The following is a 17,314-nucleotide window of genomic DNA, read 5'->3' on the forward strand; positions in this document are numbered from 1 at the left end:
GGGTTGTCAGGTGCGCAAGTGGAACAAAATCAAATCCGTAGGACTACGGGCTCTTCACCTGATCAGCTATAGCGATAAGGTCGACCGGCTTTTTCCATGACCGCATTGTATTGCTTGAATATCTCAACCACCTTGGCTTTGGTTTCCGACTCAGCGGCAATTTCGTCCCAGAACTTGATAGCTGCGGTTTCAACCGTTGCCCATTCCTCATCGGGAATCGTGGTCAGCTCCATATCCGGACCGTTGACACGCAGATCTGCCTCACCGCCCCAATACCACCACTGGCGATAATAGTGCGAGCTATCCATGGTCAGCTTGAGCAGCTCCTGCAGATGCGGTGGCAGCTCCTGATACTTGTCCATATTGGCGTAGAAAGAGCCAGCCCAGGCACCGGAGATATTGTTGGTCAGAAAATAATTGGTGACATCAGACCAGCCCACCGTGTAATCCTCAGTGATACCTGACCAGGCGACACCATCCAGCTCACCGGTTTGCACCGCGACTTCGATATCTTCCCAAGGCAGAGTGACGGGTACAACACCGAACTGATTCAGGAAACGTCCCGCGGTCGGGAAGGTAAATACCCGCTTGCCCTTCAGGTCTTCCAGGCTGCGAATCGGATCTTTGGTTGCAAAATGGCAGGGATCCCAGGCACCTGCAGAGAGCCATTTGACACCGACTTTTTCATATTCTTCCTCCCAGATCTTGCCCAGTCCGTACTGATTGAACAGTACCGGCACATCCAGTGAATAGCGACTGGCAAACGGGAAATAACCACCGAATACCGTTACTTCAGTCGGCGAGGCCATGGAGTCATCGTCGGATTGAACCGCATCGATCGTGCCCTTCTGCAAGGCACGGAACAGTTCGCCGGTGGGCACCAGCTGATCGGCGAAATACAACTCGATCTCCATTTCATCGCCCGCAATCTTGTTGAACGAATCAATCGCCGGCTTGATGACATGTTCAGCCAATGCAGGGCCTGCATAGGTCTGCATACGCCACTTGATCTTTGATTGAGCATGGATAGCAGGTGCACCGAGAATGGTCCCGGTACCGACAGCAGCCGTACCGGCTGCAGCTTTTGACAAGAACTTGCGACGTGTACTCATGTTCACTCTCCTCAGTCTTGGTTTCAGTTAAGTCTGTTCAGACATGCCTAGGCATGCGCTATCAAATCACAATCTATCTACTTTCCATAAACCGTATGCGGCAACCACAGTGCAATATCCGGGAAGCGCATGACAATGGCCAAACCGACAACCATGACCAGTACAAACGGCACAATGGATCGGTAGATATCCTTCAAAGTGATTTCCGGAGGCGCCATCGCCCGCATCAGAAACAGGTTGTATCCGAATGGCGGCGTCATATAGGCGATCTGTGTGGTCATGGTGTACAGCACACCGTACCAGATAAGATCGAACCCCAATGACTGTACCAGCGGTACATAGAGCGGTGCAACGATGACCAGCATGGCGGTGTCATCCAGAAAGGTCCCCATCAGGATGAACGACAACTGCATCAGAATAAGTATGGTCCACGGACTAAGACCCAGACGTTCGGTGAACAGATCCTCGATGGCTCGTACCGCGCCCAGACCATCAAACACCGCACCAAAACACAGCGCCGCCAGAATGATCCACATGAACATGCAACTGATGGCCAGCGTCTGTCGCACCGAGGTTTCAAACACGACTTTTGACATCCGGCCTTTCACTATTGCAGCCAGAAGGGCTGTCATGGCACCAATAGCCGAACTTTCCACCAGACTGGTCCAGCCATTGACGAACGGCACCATCATGGCGGCGAATATCAATAACGGCAGAGCTCCTGCACCCAGCAGACGAATTTTTTCGCGACGTGGAACGTTACGCTCTTCGAGTGGCAGTGCAGGCCCCAGATGCGGCTGGAACTTGCAACGCACCACGATGTAGATCACGAACAAGGCAGCCATCATGAGTCCCGGCATCACGCCTGCCAGCCAGAGCTGTCCGACGGGTTGACGCGCAATCATGGCGTACAGCACCAGCACCACTGATGGCGGCACAAGAATCCCCAGGGAAGAACCAGCCTGCACCACACCTGTCACCAGCTGTTTGTCGTAACCGCGTCGCAGCAATTCGGGCAAGGCAATGGTGGCACCAATAGCCATGCCTGCCACTGACAGACCGTTCATGGCAGAGACCAGCACCATCAGGCCAATGGTACCGATGGCCAGTCCCCCACTAAGCGAGCCCATCCAGACATGAAACATGCGGTACAGATCATTCGCCAGACCGGACTCCGATAATATATAGCCCATGAAGATGAACATCGGCAAGGTCAGCAGCGGATACCATTTCATCAGCTTCATGGCGGCTGTAAAGCCAAAGTCGGAACCGCCGGTGCCATACAACAGAACAGCGGCAATGACCCCGACTGAACCAATGGCTGCGAACACGCGCTGACCCGTCATCAGCATCAGCATCATTGACGAGAACATCAGGATGGCGATGAGTTCGTAAGACATCTAGAGAAAGTTACTCGCTGCGTCGAGCATCACCACAATCGGGTGATGCGGGTGAACCGGGGTAGCCATCACGACAAGGCAACCCCACGGATGCGGGCAATATCCCGGATAAATTCTGCCAGCGCCTGCAACAGCATCAAAAAGATGCCCAGACACATGACACTCTTGATGGGCCACATTTCCGGGCGCCAGGCAGTGGGACTACGTTCCCCGTATTCGAGCGCATAAGCCAGACTCTCAATTCCCCCGTAGAGCAGAACGCCCAGATAGAAGATCAGAAAGAAGACCGTAAATGCATCCATCCATGCCTTGCCGCGTGGACCCCAGCTGCCATAGAGCAGATCCATTCTTACATGTGAATCCAGCTGCATCGCATAGGGGCCGCCCAGAATGAAATAGGCCACCATGACAAACTGCGCCATCTCCAGCGTCCACAGAGAAGGCAGAAAAAATGTCTTGGAAATCGAGGACCACAACAGAATACCGATCATCACGAAGATCAGATACATGGCCATGCGGCCGAGCCTGTAGTTGACAGCATCCACGAATCGGATGAACTTCAATGCAAACGTTGGCATTGCTCAGGCATTGTGGTCAGTAAATGTCATGGGAGGATACTGTGCCGAGACAAGGCCTGTGTCAAGTCTTAGACGCTCAGGGCCCGTAATATGGCTAAGTTATTGTTTTACGAGCACTCAAGCTCCATTTCGGAGCAGTTGCACCCATAGGACTACATGGGCCGCGACAGATAGAACTCGTCGTCAAACAACAGCACGGCTTGGGGAAAATACACAACCAGGATGGTGATGATCATGCCCTCCAGAGTGGCCTCGCCACTTGCCAGCAGCAAGTGCAAACCGGTTCGTTCTGAAAACAGGGTGGACAGAATAGGTGTATCCACCGACACAGACCAGACGGCAAGCCCGACACACTGCTGCACCGCGTACACCGTAAACAAGCCAATAAAGCTGCAACCCAACAGAAAGATAAACGGATTGGCAGGCAAGTACCGACGGCTTAGATTTACCACGAATATCATCAGCCAGATAGGCAACAGGGCATCCACCAACAGAACCACCCCTGCATTGGCCCAGGGCTGCGTAATCAGCAGCAACAGAGTCATGGATAACAGCGCTCGCGAGTACCCCAGGGTCAGAGCCATGAAGGCTGCACCTGAATATTTCAGAGTCACCCCTTCGGGCAAGTCTCGAGTGCACAGCAAGATACCGAAGATCAAGCCCGTCAACCCTATCCAGATGAAAAGATCGTCCCGTGACATCTTTTCGATTCCCGAACGACGCACGGCGTCCAGCAAGCAAGGAAGCAGTATCAGCAGGCAGGCATATTGGAGAGCGATCACAAGGGCTAATCGATGAAATTTTTTCTAATCGCGCAGACTTCGACCTATTCGGCCTTTGGGAGTTTCGGTGGCAGCCAGATACCAGGTCATGCCGCAGCTAATCGCAAATAGTGCCCAAAAGACGAGAAAACCCAAGGTATAGGCCGCAGGACGACTGTCTTCAAGATGCACCTGCACCCACTCTATCTGCAAAGGGTCAATCACCGAAAACAACAAGCCGACGGCTATTGCCGCGCCAATGAAAGCGGGCCATAGCACCTGCATGAGACCACGTACCAGAAGGCCCTTGCCCGGATCAGGATTTGAGCCCTGTGAGGCTAATGGTATATCGGTAGACACCTTTGATTCCAACATGGGCAGAACACTCCGACGGGTCGAAACAACAAATGCGAGTCTACTTGAACTCAGAATGATTAAAAACTTCTTCCGGCAGCTTCGCCGCCATGGATAAGTTCGCGCGGTCTCCTACTTCGATCAGCTGACTGACCAATCGCCAGGGAGCATTGTCGATGGGTTGCAAGTGTATGCGAAATTTTCCTTTTTCCGGCAAGCTCACGCCTGCTGCCAGGAATCTATCGCCACCAATGGATTGCAGCACCACCTCACCATCACGCTCAGCCTGTGTAACATGGACCCACCGCATTTGCATCGCGGTTGGCCAGTGGAAACCAGCCTCCATGGTCATCGCCTCAGCCGACAACTGCTCGGGCAATGCAGGCATCTTGCGCGACAGATCCAGTACCAACCCTTCCTCGGTACGGGTCACTGTTGCCGCCAGCCCCAGCAATGAGGCCGATCGATCACGCTCGATGCGCTGATTGATACCCTTGCCTTCCGCGTAATAGTCATCGACCACCAGTGAATTATTGGTAGTCAGTGCCAGGTACACCATCATGATGCCCAGTAACACGGAGATCAGAGGGAAGCTGATCAGAAACCATGGCCAGCCGTAGCGATACCACGGCTTGGTCTGGCGGTCCGAATCATCGATTGGAGTATTGATGGCAGTGCTCATGGTTAAAAAAAATCTACTCAAACATTTCTGGTAGAAAAAAGGAAGTCTTGGAGGTTTGAACAACGGAGCTGTCATCAACCGCCTCGACAGCGATCATGATCAGATTACTGCCCGCATCACCCGCATCCGGTTCAGCACGCACACGTAACGCAATCGTACGGTTGGAGGCAGAAGCTACCTCAATCGTATCGACCGTATCTATATGCAATGTTGGCAGGCCTGTGACAGACACCTTGAATGTGCGATCAAACTCGGCACTGTTGATGAGATTGAGACGGTAGACATTTTCGATCACGCCGTTCTTGACCTCTCTGGACAACGCCCCACGGTCACGCATGACATCCAGCATGACCGGCACACGGGTAGCGATGTGTCCAATCAGCACTCCGGTCACTGTCAGCAGAATCACACTGTAAATGAGTATCCGAGGTCGAAAGACGCGCCGCCACAACTGGGCACGCGTCCAGCCGTTTTCCATACCATTGAGCGTGTCATAGCGGATCAAACCTTTGGGACTGCCTACTTTTTCCATGACCTGATCACAGGCATCGATACAAGCTGCACAGCCAATGCATTCGTACTGCTGGCCATCTCGAATATCGATGCCGGTAGGACACACCTGCACACACAGGCTGCAATCCACACAGTCACCACGCCCTTCGACGCTGGATTTTTTAGAGCGCGCACCGCGCGGCTCGCCACGGCCAGGATCGTAGGTGATAACCCAGGTATCGTTGTCGAACATGACGCCCTGAAAACGTGCATAGGGGCACATGTACTTGCACACCTGCTCGCGCAGAAAGCCAGCGTTACCGTAAGTGGCAAAACCGTAAAACACGATCCAGAACATCTGCCAGGAACCCAGTGACAAAGTGACAAATTGCCCCAGCATGTCGCGTATAGGTGTGAAATAACCAACGAAGGTGATTCCTGTCCATAGAGCGAAGGCGATCCAGGCACCGTGTTTGGCAATTTTCAAGCGCAGCTTGTGCGCCGAAAAAGCCGAGGCATCCAGTTTCATGCGACGGGCACGATCGCCTTCGATCTTGCGCTCTATCCACATGAATATTTCGGTATAAACCGTTTGCGGGCAGGCAAAACCACACCACACCCGACCAGCAACCGCCGTAAACAGAAACAGCGACATTGCCGAGATAATGAGAAGGGCTGCCAGATAAATGAAATCCTGTGGGTACAGGATGAGCCCGAAAATATGGAACTTGCGGGCAGCCAGATCAAACAAGACAGCCTGACGGTCGTTCCATGACAACCATGGCAGACCGTAGAACAGCACCTGCGTCAACCAGACAAAAATCCAACGCCACTTGGCAAAAAGACCTGTCACAGAGCGCATGTACACCTTGCGGCTCACTTCCAGCAGCAATTGCTCTTGTCGCTTGCTGCCGGGCGAAGTAGATGTAGACATTGGTTGACCGTTCAGTTTAGTGGATGGCTACGCGGTGGCACGCGCAGCCATCACAGGGGTCACAAACTAGTTGGTTTGTGTTGTGCTCTCATCAGAATTTGACAAGCTCCAGATATAGGCTGCCAGTACATGCGCCTTGCCCTCATCCAGTAGATTTCCGAAAGATGGCATGCGATTGTTAAAACCATTACTGATCGCATCTTCAATCGATTTGCGTGAACCGCCATACAGCCAGGTGTCATCCGTCAGATTGGGAGCACCTACCGCCGCGACACCTTTCCCATCTGCGCCATGACAAGCTGCACAAACAGCAAATTTAGGCTTGGCTTTCGCCGCCAGGATGGCATCATGCCGGCTGTCGGATAATGACAGTACATAGTTGGCCATCGCTTCCACATCAGCGGGTGTATTACCGATGGCCGCAGCCATTGCCGGCATCACCGCGTTACGACCGTTAAGTACCGTGTGCTTGATGTATTCCGGATCACCGGCTCCCAGCCAGTCATTGTCGGACAGATTGGGAAACGAGCGACTGCCGCGCGCATCGGAACCATGACACTGACTGCAATAGGTCAGAAACAGACGTTCCCCCATGGCTTGTGCCTCGGGATCTTTTGCCACTTCTGCAATATCCTGAGCCATATAGCCGGCAAACAACGGCGCCGTCACCTCATCCATCTTGGCCACTTCGTCATCGTACTGCCCGTTTTGCGTCCAATTCAGTGTGCCTTTGAACGTACCCAGTCCCGGATACAGAATCAGGTAGCCAACCCCGAAAACACACGTGATGTAGAACAGATACAACCACCAGCGAGGCAAGGGATTGTTCAGCTCACGCAGATTTTCATCCCATACATGTCCGGTGGACTCGACCACGCCATCAACTGCAGGTGGCACTTTCGCCCGGGATGTCACCCATGCCAGCAGAAAGCAGGCAAGAATGGAAATGATGGTTATAGCGGATACATAGTGACTCCAGAAACTACTTACAAAATCAGACATGCCGCACCTCCTGTTCTGCTGTTGCACGGGCCGCTGACTGGTCGGCGGATTTGATGCTGGATGAATTCCTTCTGTTTTCAGCCAGCTGTTCTTCGACAGTTCGCTCTTGCATGTCATCGTCAGCAAACGGCAGATTGGCCGCTTCATCAAAACGTTGTTTCTGACGTCCGCTGTAAGCCCACCATACGATCAATAGAAATACGACAAAGCTGACGACGGTGATTACCACCCTCATGTCCATGATTTCCACTACTGCACCCCATTGCCGGCAGTACCCATCACTTGCAGATAGGCGATCAGAGCATCAAGCTCATTCTTGCCTTCCAGCATGCTCGGACCTGCAGCTATCTGTTCATCGGTATAAGGATGGCCCAACATGCGCAGCACGTTCATCTTCTTCGTGACACCTTCTGGATCCAATGGAGACTTTGCGAGCCAAGGGTAAGCCGGCATGACTGATTCAGGCACCAGATCACGAGGGTTATTCATGTGAACACGGTGCCATTCATCGGTATAACGTCCACCTACACGATGCAGGTCTGGCCCCGTGCGTTTGCTGCCCCACTGGAACGGTCGGTCGTAAACGAATTCACCGGCCACCGAGTAAGGTCCATACCGTTCTGTCTCGGCACGAAAGGGACGAATCATCTGCGAGTGGCAGTTGTAGCAGCCTTCACGCACATAGACATCGCGTCCGGTCAGTTGCAAGGCATCGTAGGGCTCAAGCCCTGCAACCGGTTCAGTCGTGGACTTCTGGTAGAACAATGGCACGATCTCCACCAGTCCTCCTACCGATACGACTAATACGATCAGAATAGCCATCAGACCGATGTTTTTCTCGATCAGCTCGTGTGTCAATTTCATCTTGTAATCTCTATCGCTTGCCTGATCAGGAATGCGCTGCTGAAGCGACTGCCGGGGCCTTACCACCACCTGCATGTCCATGATTGACAGCAGGAATGGCTGCAACCGCGTTCTTGCCCTGACGAATGGTCATGATCATGTTGAACAGCATCAGCAACATACCGCTGAGATACAGCAAACCACCGAAAAATCGCATCATGAAGTACGGATGGGTTGCTTTGACCGCTTCGATGAAAGCATAGACAAGCGTTCCATCGGGGTTGGTTGCACGCCACATCAGGCCCTGCATGACACCTGCAATCCACATAGAGGCGATGTACAGAACGATACCCAGAGTCGAGACCCAGAAATGCACTTCAATCAGTTTGACGCTGTACATCTGATTACGACCAAACAGGCGCGGAATGAGGTAGTAGATTGAACCCATGGTGATCATGCCGACCCAACCGAGCGCACCGGAATGCACATGGCCAATGGTCCAGTCAGTGTAGTGAGACAGCGCGTTGACTGTCTTGATGGCCATCATCGGACCTTCGAACGTCGACATGCCATAGAACGACAGCGAGACGATCAGAAACTTCAGGATGGGATCGGTACGCAGTTTGTGCCAGGCACCTGACAAGGTCATGATGCCGTTGATCATGCCACCCCAGCTGGGTGCCAGCAGGATCAGTGAAAACACCATACCCACGGACTGAGTCCAGTCTGGCAAAGCGGTGTAATGCAAATGGTGCGGACCGGCCCACATGTACGTGAAAATCAATCCCCAGAAATGCACGATGGACAAGCGATAAGAGTAGATCGGGCGCCCTGCCTGCTTGGGAATGAAGTAGTACATCATGCCGAGGAATCCGGCAGTCAGAAAGAAGCCCACGGCGTTATGACCGTACCACCACTGGATCATGGCATCCTGTACACCAGCGTAGGCAGAGTAGGACTTTCCAAGCGTGACGGGAACGGCAGCGCTGTTGACAATATGCAGTATGGCAACCGTCAGAATATAGGCACCGTAGAACCAGTTGGCCACATAGATATGAGGAGTCTTGCGCTTCACTATTGTGCCGAAGAACACCAGCGCAAACGCAATCCAGACCACTGCAATCAGGATATCGATGGGCCATTCCAGTTCAGCATATTCCTTGGACTGAGTAATACCCATTGGCAGCGTGATGGCCGCCAGCACGATGACTGTCTGCCAGCCCCAGAAAGTAAATGGCACCAGCCACCCGCCCCAGAGTCGAGCCTGACAAGTTCGCTGCACGACGTAATAACCGGTGGCAAACAGCGCGCTTCCGCCGAAGGCAAAGATCACGGCATTGGTATGCAAAGGTCGCAGACGACCAAAACTGAACCAGGAGATACCCAGATTGAACTCAGGCCATGTCAACTGGGCTGCAATGATGACACCAACCAGCATGCCGACAACGCCCCACACAACAGTCATCACGGCAAACTGCCGAACCACTTTGTAGTTGTAGGTGTCTTTACTCTCAACCTGCAAGTCGTCGTGCTCAGCAGCTGCCAACCCCGCCGTCTCGTTCATGGTAGTACTCATCAATCGCAACCCTCGGCGTGAAATCTATATGGCATTACAGCAACGTCCAGTCCTTAGTACAACTGAAAGATGCATTTTCTGCAGGCGAAAATACGTATCGACATAGCGCCTGTCGATCTGCAGATGTTACGCAATAGAACACGGCAACTTCTTGACATAGGTCAAGCCGAGGAGGATAGAGCTGCCAGCTGACTGATAAAGCAGGAGAAACACCTGTGAACAACAATCGTCACAAGCAGCGAAACCCTCAACCTCTAACCGCTGCCAGTACCTGAACCTGCGTGATGATCAGTGACTTTCAGGAGGCGTCTCATTCTCGCTTACCCCTATCTTGTCACCCGTCTCGTTCAATTTCTCTGCCTTCTTCTCAGTACTGTTCTTAGCCTGGACGGGCCGGTCATCATCAAGCAATATGCTCCATGCAGGCCCTTGGTCATCGTCGAACTGGCCGCTCTTGTTCATCCAGAAAAAGACCAGAACAGCCACCACCACCGCCATGACCGACAGTGGTATCAGAAGATATAGCGATTCCACAGGCGGGACCTCGGTTGACGAACAGAATCGACCGGCACAGATCCGGGACGCGACCATAATCGTTGAGCGTTACTGACGACCAGCAGCGAGCTGGCCGCCATACCAATGGCGGCAGCCCAAGGTGGCACATAACCCAAGGCCGCTAGCGGAATGGCCGTGACATTGTAAATGGCTGCCCATGCCAGATTCTGACGTACGATTTTCATGGTCTGGACAGACTTGGCAAGCAACGGCTCCAATCCCTCAAGCCCGGGTAGTAGAGAAATGACATCAGCGGCGGTGCGTGCCAGCGCTGTCGCCTCACCCGCGGCCAGAGAGACATCGGCACTCGCCAGCACCGGGGCATCATTGATGCCATCACCCACCATCAAAACAGTCGCGCCACCAGCTTGCAACTTAGCGACATAAGCCTGTTTTTCAGTCGGTGTAACACCTGCCGTGTATTGAGCAATACCCAGTGACTGAGCTGCGACTTGTACCGCAGGCAGCCGATCACCGGACAATAGATGAACCGTCAACCCATCTTGAATCAAGCCCCTGACCAAAGACAAGGCTTCATCACGCAACGAATCACTGATGAGAAAACGTGCCAGTACGACCGGCGCTCCAGGCTCAAGCCCCCCACCTGATTCCATCAGCGAACGTTGTGCCAGAAAGACCTCACTGGCAGCTCGTGCCTGCTCGTCATCGGCGGCCTGCCATGAGTGCGCAGTCTCTGGCGTCACGCCACACCAGTTGGCAGACCCCACATAGAAGGCAAATCTTGCGCTATCGGTCGGTTCGATACTGGCCGCCAGACCATGGCCTGCACAATGTTCCAGATCGACAGCGACATACCCCAGGTGTACCAGCTCGGCAATAGCGTCAGCACCTGTCGGTTCTACGCTGGACGCCTGTCGCAAGGCATGCGCGTAGGGATGTGTGGAGCCCATTTCCAGAGCTGTAGCCAACTGCAAAACCTGACTACGCTCCCATCCCTGAGCCAGCTGAATACCACTGACAGTGGGAGCGCCGGTGGTCAGCGTGCCGGTCTTGTCGAACACGACATCTGTCACTCGGGCCAGAGTTTCCAGAGCGTGGCCGCGGGTGATCAGCAAACGGCTACGTAACAGATCACCGGTGGCTGCAGCCAGCGCCGCTGGTGTCGCCAGTGACAAGGCACAAGGACAGGACACGACCAGTACGGCAATAGCCGTTGTTGCTGCTCGTGTTGCATCCAGCTGCATCCAGACTAGCCACACCATCGCGGCAAACACCAGCAAAGCGGTAACAAAAACGGTTGCAATGCGATCAGCAATACGAACGGCCCTGGGTTTCTCAGTGGCACCGCGATCAATCAACCGATCTATGACCGACAAGGTACTGGCCGCCTGCCGTCGCAGAACACGCACTTGTACAGGCGCACCCGTCAACAAAGAACCTCCGGCCAGCACATCCCCCGGCCCGATCGGCACGGGCACCGATTCACCGGTCACCAGGGCATTATTGACGTCGCTATGGCCGGCCTGCACAACACTATCCACAGGCACACGTTCACCGGTATTGATCAGAACAAGATCATCCACGTCGAGTCGCGCTGCCGGTACCGTTTCGAGCTCATCACCAACAAGACGTTGTGCGGTTTCAGGTGCCGCAGCACTGATGTCATCCACCGCCCGCATCGCACGTCGCCGCGCCGCCCATTCAAGATAGCGCGCACCAGACAACAGAAATACGAACATGGCCACCGAGTCAAAATAGATCTCTCCAGTGCCGGTGACTGTCGCCCAGACGCTCGAAAAAAAAGCGGCCAGTATGCCGATACTCACCGGCACATCCATACCCGGCTCACGCCGTTTCAGATCCAGCCAGGCGCCCTTCAAAAAAGGCACGGCACTGTAGAGCAATACGGGGGTCGTCAGCACCAGACTCGCCCAGCGCATCAGACTCTCGTGGCTCGGATCAATGTCGCCATCCCCACTCAGATAAGCTGGCAATGCATACATCATGACTTGCATGGTGGCAATACCTGCCACAAACAGGCGCTGCAAATGCACACGAGATTCGCGCTTGAGTGCCAGCTCGCGCTCGCGGGCATCAAAGGGTGCGCAGCTATAACCCATCTGCGCCACCCGTCGCAAGATATCGGACAGCTTCAGACGCGCGATATCAAAACGGACACTGGCACGTCCACTGGAAAAATTGACACTACTGCGCTCAACTCCTGGCAAAGCCGCAATCGAGCGCTCCAGTACCCACACGCAGGCGCCACAACGCATGCCCTCAACCGACAAATTCACATCCACCAGTTCGCTGCTACGAGCAGGGTCATCTGAACTCACTGGCTGCAGATAACGCTCACTGATTTCGGGCTCGTCAAATACTCCCACTTCATCCAGTCTGGCGGCAAGTTTGTCCGGGATAACACCAAATTGGGCAGGTTCAGTGCGGAAGCGGTAATAGTCGCCCAGGCCCGACTCCACGATGGCTTGCATGACCGCCTCGCAGCCAGCACAGCAAAGATCATGCGAGGCGCCGTCAAAGTCGACTTGCCAGCATCCGGGCTCCAGCACCTCTTCTGTACAGTGGTAGCATCTCATGCGGCGATCATCATGCTCCAGTGCATGAACCCTCTCAGGCCCAGCAGGATGATCAGACTACCTGCCAGTAAACGCACCCAGCGGTTCCGACTGATCCTGCCCAGCCATTGGCCGGACAAGCCCAGCAACATCAGGTTGGGCAAGGTACCGAGACCAAAGGCCAGCATCAATAGTGCCCCCTGGTACCAGCCACCCGATACCAGTGCCGCGCTGAGAGCTGCGTAGACCATCCCACAAGGCACAAGCCCCCACAGAGAACCAGCCAGCACTGAATTCACAAACCCCAAACCCGTCAGGCGAGCCGTGGCGACAGGCCGGATATGCTGCCAAAGATGCTTGCCCCAAGACTCCGCCATGGCCCCTATTCGCTTGAAGCCAATAACGTACAAACCCATCAGCACCACCAACAGATTACTGAGAAAGAAGGCTGTCTGTTGAATCGGCAGCATCGACTGCATTAACCATGCAACGGAACCCACACCTCCCGCCAGCGCACCCAACAGGGAATAGGTCAGTATACGACCCAGGTTATAGGCGGCCACGGCTGAAAAAGCGGAGCGAACAGGACCCTCTGGCGTTTTGCCACCCTCGACCTTCACGGGAATGTTCAACGCGCGCGACACAGGCTTTTGATTCATCATGCCCAGCGCACTGACAATGCCACCACACATACCCGCACAGTGCACACCGCCCAGCAGCCCTGTCAGGAATACGGCAAGCAGAGAAATATCAGGATAGGTCATGGTTGCAGATCAGGTACCAGGAACGCACGTCACCAGATTCAGATATCCAAAATGCGCTGAATAATACTCTTGGCAATAAACCCCAACATGCCAAAACCCAGTACAAAGAAAAGAACCAAGGTGCCCACCTTGCCAGCCTTCGATTCTTTCGCCAGATTCCAGACGATGAACAACATGTACAGCATGAAGCCGCCAACACCAAAGGTCAGCCCGAATGATGAAATCTGTTGTTCTGTAAAACCAAACACCTAATTAGCAGACTCAGGTTCGACTAGATCACGATAGGCATGCCATGTGGCGTGACCAATGAGAGGCGCTGTAATCAGCAACGGGAGGAAACCTGCAGCCAGACTCAGACCAATGATGACTACAACCAGTAAAGCCCAGAAATACAGGGGGCGAGGATTGGCCTGCAGACTGCGCACACTGCTGAACAGCGCCATGAACGTATCGGATGTGCGATCAAGCATCATCGGCGCGGATATAACACTGAGGGCGAAGACGATCGAGGCGAAAATAAAGCCAACTCCCACCCACAGCACCAGGAACTGCGGATTCTGAAAGGAAAAAATCATCGATAGCACACCCTGGACGGTCGGGAAGCTGGTCGTAGAACTCAAAGCAAAGAGTATCAGGGAAACTCGCGCCCAGACGATCATGGCGAAGGTCAGAATGATGGCAAAAAATGCCAGCCCTGAGAGGTTTCTCGACCAGCAAGTCAATGATTTGGTCAGACTCGCCTTGCCGAATTTTTCCTGCTGACGTGACAAATCGTAGATTCCAGTACACAGGAAAGGCCCCATCAGGAAGAATCCGCCAATCAGCCCCATGGTCAGTTGCCACTTGGTGGCATAGACCCAGACGATGGCATAACCCATCAGCACGAATACCAGGCCATAGAGGCAACCCTTGAAGCGTGTAGCCACCATATCCTGCCAGCCACGTTGCAACCAGCTCAATGGCGCCCTGGCCTCCAGACGTCTGATGGCCGGCATTGGCGGTGGCAATTCCTCACCCACAGTAGAGCTTGCCTCTACGGGTGCTGTGCCTCCGGCCTCAGGCGAGCCAGCGCTCGGTCGGGATCCAGTTGAATTGTCGGTGGTATTTGTCATGCCTACTCCCGCGCTGTACGCAATAACCTGTAACGGTGGCCCAGACGCTAACATAGCGCAAACCAATCGCCCACATGTTGACCATGATCAACGAGATGCATCACGATGATCAGTCGATATACAGCGTTACCAATATAGCCTCTTATCGTGCCGGTTACAGCAAGGCCTGACAACAGACTTACAATCCGTAACTGCTTTGACTAATTCTCTTGCATACATTGATGAATCAGAGGCTAACATGGCGTAAGGGATCGTGAAATAATTAAGTATCAGTTTTCAGTTGGTCCTGCGCCTGTCCGGCAAGGCGTGAGAAGGGCGAATAGCTGGCTATTCAACCGCCGAACAACGCGGCAGGGCAGGATGCAGGGACGACTGAAAATGATAATTAATTGTTTCACGATCCCTAAGCCTATCGCCCGCGTCTTGACGATTGTCAAAGGACGCTTTCTTTCAACCCACCTTAAAATTTGCACATGAAAGGATATGCCCGAATTGCTGCCGCCATACCTGCTGCTGCCGTTGCCGATGTCACTGCAAATCGTGAGCGCACTCTGACACTGTGGCGTGAAGCCGATATGGGTTGCGCCAACGTTGTCGTGTTTCCGGAACTGGGCCTCAGTGGCTACAGCATCCGCGATCTCTGTATGAACACCACGCTACTGGACGCCTGCGAAGACTCCTTGTCGCAACTGATCGAAGCCGGCGAATCCTTCGAACCTGTTGCCATCGTGGGATTGCCCTTGCGCTTCAACCATGGTTTGTACAACTGCGCCGCCCTGATCCATCACGGCAAACTGCTGGGGGTGGTCCCCAAGGCCTACCTGCCGAACTATCGTGAATTTGAAGAAGCACGCTGGTTCCGCTCCGGTTTTGACTTGCCACCAGGCGCCACCATCACGGTGGGCAAACACAAGGCACCTTTCGGACTCGACCTGTTATTCAACAGCTCCCTGCCCGAGTTGATGCTCGGTGTGGAGGTCTGTGAAGACAACTGGGTACAAGTGCCACCCAGCAGCTTTCAGGTCTCGGCTGGGGCTAGCGTCATCTGTAACCTGTCCGCTTCGAATTTCACGATCGGCAAAGCCGAACTGCGACGCCTGCTGGCACGATCAACATCCGATCGTGGCAAATGCGCTTATGTCTATGTTGCAGCAGGTCCGGGAGAATCATCCACCGATGTCAGCTTCGACGCCGATGCCTTCATTTGTGAAAATGGCAACGTGCTGGTGGAATCACATCGCTTCCAGCGTACCGGGCAGCTCATCGTGCAGGATATCGATCTGGAACTACTGGCCTTCGAACGACGTTCCACGGGAACCTTTGGTGACTGTGCCCGTGAAAACCAGCGCCCGATGCGAACCATTGACTTCAAGTCCACGGTGCCTCAAGGCATGGTCAGACATGTATCACGCACACCTTTCCTGCCACGCGACCCGGCCACTCTGGCCAATCGCTGCTGGGAGATGTTCGAGATTCAGAGTAATGCACTAGCCACCCGCATGGCGGCTATCGGCAAACCCAAACTGGTGCTCGGTGTTTCCGGAGGCCTGGACTCCAGCCACGCAGCTCTGGTGGCCGCAGCCGCTCTCGATCTGCGAGGCCAGCCGCGCACCGATCTGCTGTGCGTCACCTTGCCAGGCTTCGGTACCAGCGATGGCACTCGTGACAACGCCGAAGCACTATCCCACGCCCTGGGTGCCAGCTTCAGTCAGGTGAGCATTTCCGATGCCAGCCGTACGGTACTTGAAGCTATCAAGCACCCTGCCACACAGAATGTGGATACGGTTGAACAGCTTATCGAACAGCTGCGCACTCATCCTGAATTGGGCGATGTCACTCTCGAGAACGTCCAGGCACGACTACGCACCTTGTTGCTGATGACCATGGCTAACCAGAACGGTGGCCTGGTGGTTGGCACAGGCGACCTGTCAGAGAAAGCCTTGGGATGGTCTACCTATGCTGGCGATCATATTGCCATGTACGATGTGAATGCGGGTGTACCCAAGACACTCATCCAGTTCGTCATACGCTGGGTGGCCAATGAACGGGCCAGCACCTGGAGCGACAGTGAGAGCTTGCGAACAACCTTGTTTGCCATTCTGGACACGCCTATTTCCCCGGAACTGCTGCCGGCCAGCGCCGAAGGTCAGATATCGCAACTCACCGAAGAGAAAATCGGGCCTTACGAACTGCACGATTTCTTTCTCTATCACTTTGTCCGACATGGTGCCCGACCGTCACGCATTCTTGATCTGGCACGCGTCGCCTTCAACGAATCACAATACAATGACGAGACCCTGAAGAAATGGCTCAGCGTTTTCATCAAGCGTTTTTTCACACATCAGTTCAAACGCTCTTGCACTGCCGATGGACCAAAGGTGGGCAATGTAGCCTTGTCGCCCAGAGGTGACTGGCGCATGCCTTCCGATGCCAAGCCTGACACCTGGCTGGAAGATATTGCCAATTGGCATGCCAGCCCGACTGTCGCCAAGGACTCAGGTGGGCGGCCTTTGTACTAAAGTATAAAAGCGAGATGACCCTCAGAAATGAGGGTCATTAACCTCCAACCAAGCAGCCACCAGAATAGGCCCGCTCAGCGTGACACCTATCCC

Annotated in this window: 17 protein-coding genes; 1 reads left to right on the forward strand and 16 read right to left on the reverse strand. The window is 54.1% G+C overall.

The genetic code is table 11. The annotated features are described in order from the left end of the window. Nucleotides 1-62: 62 nt before the first annotated feature. From IMCC3135_RS29460 to IMCC3135_RS29535, 16 genes are all read right to left on the reverse strand, one after another. Nucleotides 63-1,112, reverse strand: coding sequence for a TRAP transporter substrate-binding protein (locus IMCC3135_RS29460; RefSeq protein ID WP_088920838.1), 1,050 nt, complete (start codon nucleotides 1,110-1,112; stop codon nucleotides 63-65). 77 nt (nucleotides 1,113-1,189) lie between these two features. Continuing rightward, entirely contained in the window at nucleotides 1,190-2,512 is a 1,323-nt protein-coding gene (locus IMCC3135_RS29465; RefSeq protein WP_088920839.1) for a TRAP transporter large permease, read from the reverse strand. Between the two features lie 68 nt (nucleotides 2,513-2,580). Next, nucleotides 2,581-3,090 (reverse strand): TRAP transporter small permease subunit, encoded by a 510-nt coding sequence (locus IMCC3135_RS29470; RefSeq protein WP_088920840.1) that lies wholly within the window; start codon nucleotides 3,088-3,090, stop codon nucleotides 2,581-2,583. Nucleotides 3,091-3,242: 152 nt separating this feature from the next. Further along, nucleotides 3,243-3,872: a hypothetical protein gene (locus tag IMCC3135_RS29475; protein ID WP_088920841.1), complete on the reverse strand. Its 630-nt coding sequence runs from the start codon at nucleotides 3,870-3,872 to the stop codon at nucleotides 3,243-3,245. A 24-nt stretch (nucleotides 3,873-3,896) separates the two neighbouring features. Beyond that, on the reverse strand, nucleotides 3,897-4,226 hold the full coding sequence (locus IMCC3135_RS29480) for a hypothetical protein (protein WP_088920842.1): 330 nt from the start codon (nucleotides 4,224-4,226) through the stop codon (nucleotides 3,897-3,899). A gap of 40 nt (nucleotides 4,227-4,266) precedes the next feature. Continuing rightward, entirely contained in the window at nucleotides 4,267-4,887 is a 621-nt protein-coding gene (locus tag IMCC3135_RS29485) for a FixH family protein (RefSeq protein WP_157736352.1), read from the reverse strand. 13 nt (nucleotides 4,888-4,900) lie between these two features. Further along, nucleotides 4,901-6,313: a cytochrome c oxidase accessory protein CcoG gene (ccoG, locus tag IMCC3135_RS29490; RefSeq protein ID WP_088920844.1), complete on the reverse strand. Its 1,413-nt coding sequence runs from the start codon at nucleotides 6,311-6,313 to the stop codon at nucleotides 4,901-4,903. Between the two features lie 66 nt (nucleotides 6,314-6,379). Further along, entirely contained in the window at nucleotides 6,380-7,315 is a 936-nt protein-coding gene (ccoP, locus tag IMCC3135_RS29495; protein WP_088920845.1) for a cytochrome-c oxidase, cbb3-type subunit III, read from the reverse strand. Further along, complete coding sequence (locus IMCC3135_RS35670) at nucleotides 7,308-7,550, reverse strand: cbb3-type cytochrome oxidase subunit 3 (protein ID WP_418251413.1); 243 nt, start codon at nucleotides 7,548-7,550, stop codon at nucleotides 7,308-7,310. Before IMCC3135_RS35670 ends, ccoP begins: the two co-directional genes overlap by 8 nt. 14 nt (nucleotides 7,551-7,564) lie before the next feature. Further along, nucleotides 7,565-8,173, reverse strand: coding sequence for a cytochrome-c oxidase, cbb3-type subunit II (gene ccoO / locus IMCC3135_RS29505; RefSeq protein WP_205738195.1), 609 nt, complete (start codon nucleotides 8,171-8,173; stop codon nucleotides 7,565-7,567). A gap of 31 nt (nucleotides 8,174-8,204) precedes the next feature. After that, the gene (ccoN, locus tag IMCC3135_RS29510) at nucleotides 8,205-9,722 is read right to left on the reverse strand and encodes a cytochrome-c oxidase, cbb3-type subunit I (protein WP_088920846.1); all 1,518 of its coding nucleotides are present in this window, start codon (nucleotides 9,720-9,722) and stop codon (nucleotides 8,205-8,207) included. 300 nt (nucleotides 9,723-10,022) lie between these two features. Further along, entirely contained in the window at nucleotides 10,023-10,268 is a 246-nt protein-coding gene (gene ccoS / locus IMCC3135_RS29515) for a cbb3-type cytochrome oxidase assembly protein CcoS (protein ID WP_088920847.1), read from the reverse strand. Next, on the reverse strand, nucleotides 10,247-12,847 hold the full coding sequence (locus tag IMCC3135_RS29520; protein ID WP_088920848.1) for a heavy metal translocating P-type ATPase: 2,601 nt from the start codon (nucleotides 12,845-12,847) through the stop codon (nucleotides 10,247-10,249). Before IMCC3135_RS29520 ends, ccoS begins: the two co-directional genes overlap by 22 nt. Then, nucleotides 12,844-13,590, reverse strand: coding sequence for a sulfite exporter TauE/SafE family protein (locus tag IMCC3135_RS29525; RefSeq protein WP_088920849.1), 747 nt, complete (start codon nucleotides 13,588-13,590; stop codon nucleotides 12,844-12,846). Before IMCC3135_RS29525 ends, IMCC3135_RS29520 begins: the two co-directional genes overlap by 4 nt. 38 nt (nucleotides 13,591-13,628) lie before the next feature. Then, nucleotides 13,629-13,838, reverse strand: coding sequence for a DUF2788 domain-containing protein (locus IMCC3135_RS29530; RefSeq protein WP_088920850.1), 210 nt, complete (start codon nucleotides 13,836-13,838; stop codon nucleotides 13,629-13,631). Then, complete coding sequence (locus tag IMCC3135_RS29535) at nucleotides 13,839-14,702, reverse strand: DUF2189 domain-containing protein (RefSeq protein ID WP_157736353.1); 864 nt, start codon at nucleotides 14,700-14,702, stop codon at nucleotides 13,839-13,841. 473 nt (nucleotides 14,703-15,175) lie between these two features. Between IMCC3135_RS29535 and IMCC3135_RS29540 the strand changes: the two genes are divergently transcribed. Next, nucleotides 15,176-17,221 (forward strand): NAD(+) synthase, encoded by a 2,046-nt coding sequence (locus IMCC3135_RS29540; protein WP_088920852.1) that lies wholly within the window; start codon nucleotides 15,176-15,178, stop codon nucleotides 17,219-17,221. Nucleotides 17,222-17,314: the final 93 nt, after the last annotated feature.

Origin of the sequence: Granulosicoccus antarcticus IMCC3135 (assembly GCF_002215215.1) — a bacterium.
In the GTDB taxonomy this organism is placed as follows: domain Bacteria; phylum Pseudomonadota; class Gammaproteobacteria; order Granulosicoccales; family Granulosicoccaceae; genus Granulosicoccus; species Granulosicoccus antarcticus.

What these genes read in the sequence shown, in the direction of transcription:
- IMCC3135_RS29480 (WP_088920842.1), bottom strand. Translation starts at nt 4,226, where the DNA reads ATGTTGGAATCAAAGGTGTCTACCGATATACCATTAGCCTCACAGGGC.
- IMCC3135_RS35670 (WP_418251413.1), bottom strand. Translation starts at nt 7,550, where the DNA reads ATGAGGGTGGTAATCACCGTCGTCAGCTTTGTCGTATTTCTATTGATC.
- IMCC3135_RS29485 (WP_157736352.1), bottom strand. Translation starts at nt 4,887, where the DNA reads ATGAGCACTGCCATCAATACTCCAATCGATGATTCGGACCGCCAGACC.
- ccoG (WP_088920844.1), bottom strand. Translation starts at nt 6,313, where the DNA reads ATGTCTACATCTACTTCGCCCGGCAGCAAGCGACAAGAGCAATTGCTG.
- IMCC3135_RS29465 (WP_088920839.1), bottom strand. Translation starts at nt 2,512, where the DNA reads ATGTCTTACGAACTCATCGCCATCCTGATGTTCTCGTCAATGATGCTG.
- ccoN (WP_088920846.1), bottom strand. Translation starts at nt 9,722, where the DNA reads ATGAACGAGACGGCGGGGTTGGCAGCTGCTGAGCACGACGACTTGCAG.
- IMCC3135_RS29540 (WP_088920852.1), top strand. Translation starts at nt 15,176, where the DNA reads ATGAAAGGATATGCCCGAATTGCTGCCGCCATACCTGCTGCTGCCGTT.
- IMCC3135_RS29470 (WP_088920840.1), bottom strand. Translation starts at nt 3,090, where the DNA reads ATGCCAACGTTTGCATTGAAGTTCATCCGATTCGTGGATGCTGTCAAC.
- IMCC3135_RS29520 (WP_088920848.1), bottom strand. Translation starts at nt 12,847, where the DNA reads ATGAGATGCTACCACTGTACAGAAGAGGTGCTGGAGCCCGGATGCTGG.
- IMCC3135_RS29525 (WP_088920849.1), bottom strand. Translation starts at nt 13,590, where the DNA reads ATGACCTATCCTGATATTTCTCTGCTTGCCGTATTCCTGACAGGGCTG.
- ccoP (WP_088920845.1), bottom strand. Translation starts at nt 7,315, where the DNA reads ATGTCTGATTTTGTAAGTAGTTTCTGGAGTCACTATGTATCCGCTATA.
- IMCC3135_RS29460 (WP_088920838.1), bottom strand. Translation starts at nt 1,112, where the DNA reads ATGAGTACACGTCGCAAGTTCTTGTCAAAAGCTGCAGCCGGTACGGCT.
- IMCC3135_RS29535 (WP_157736353.1), bottom strand. Translation starts at nt 14,702, where the DNA reads ATGACAAATACCACCGACAATTCAACTGGATCCCGACCGAGCGCTGGC.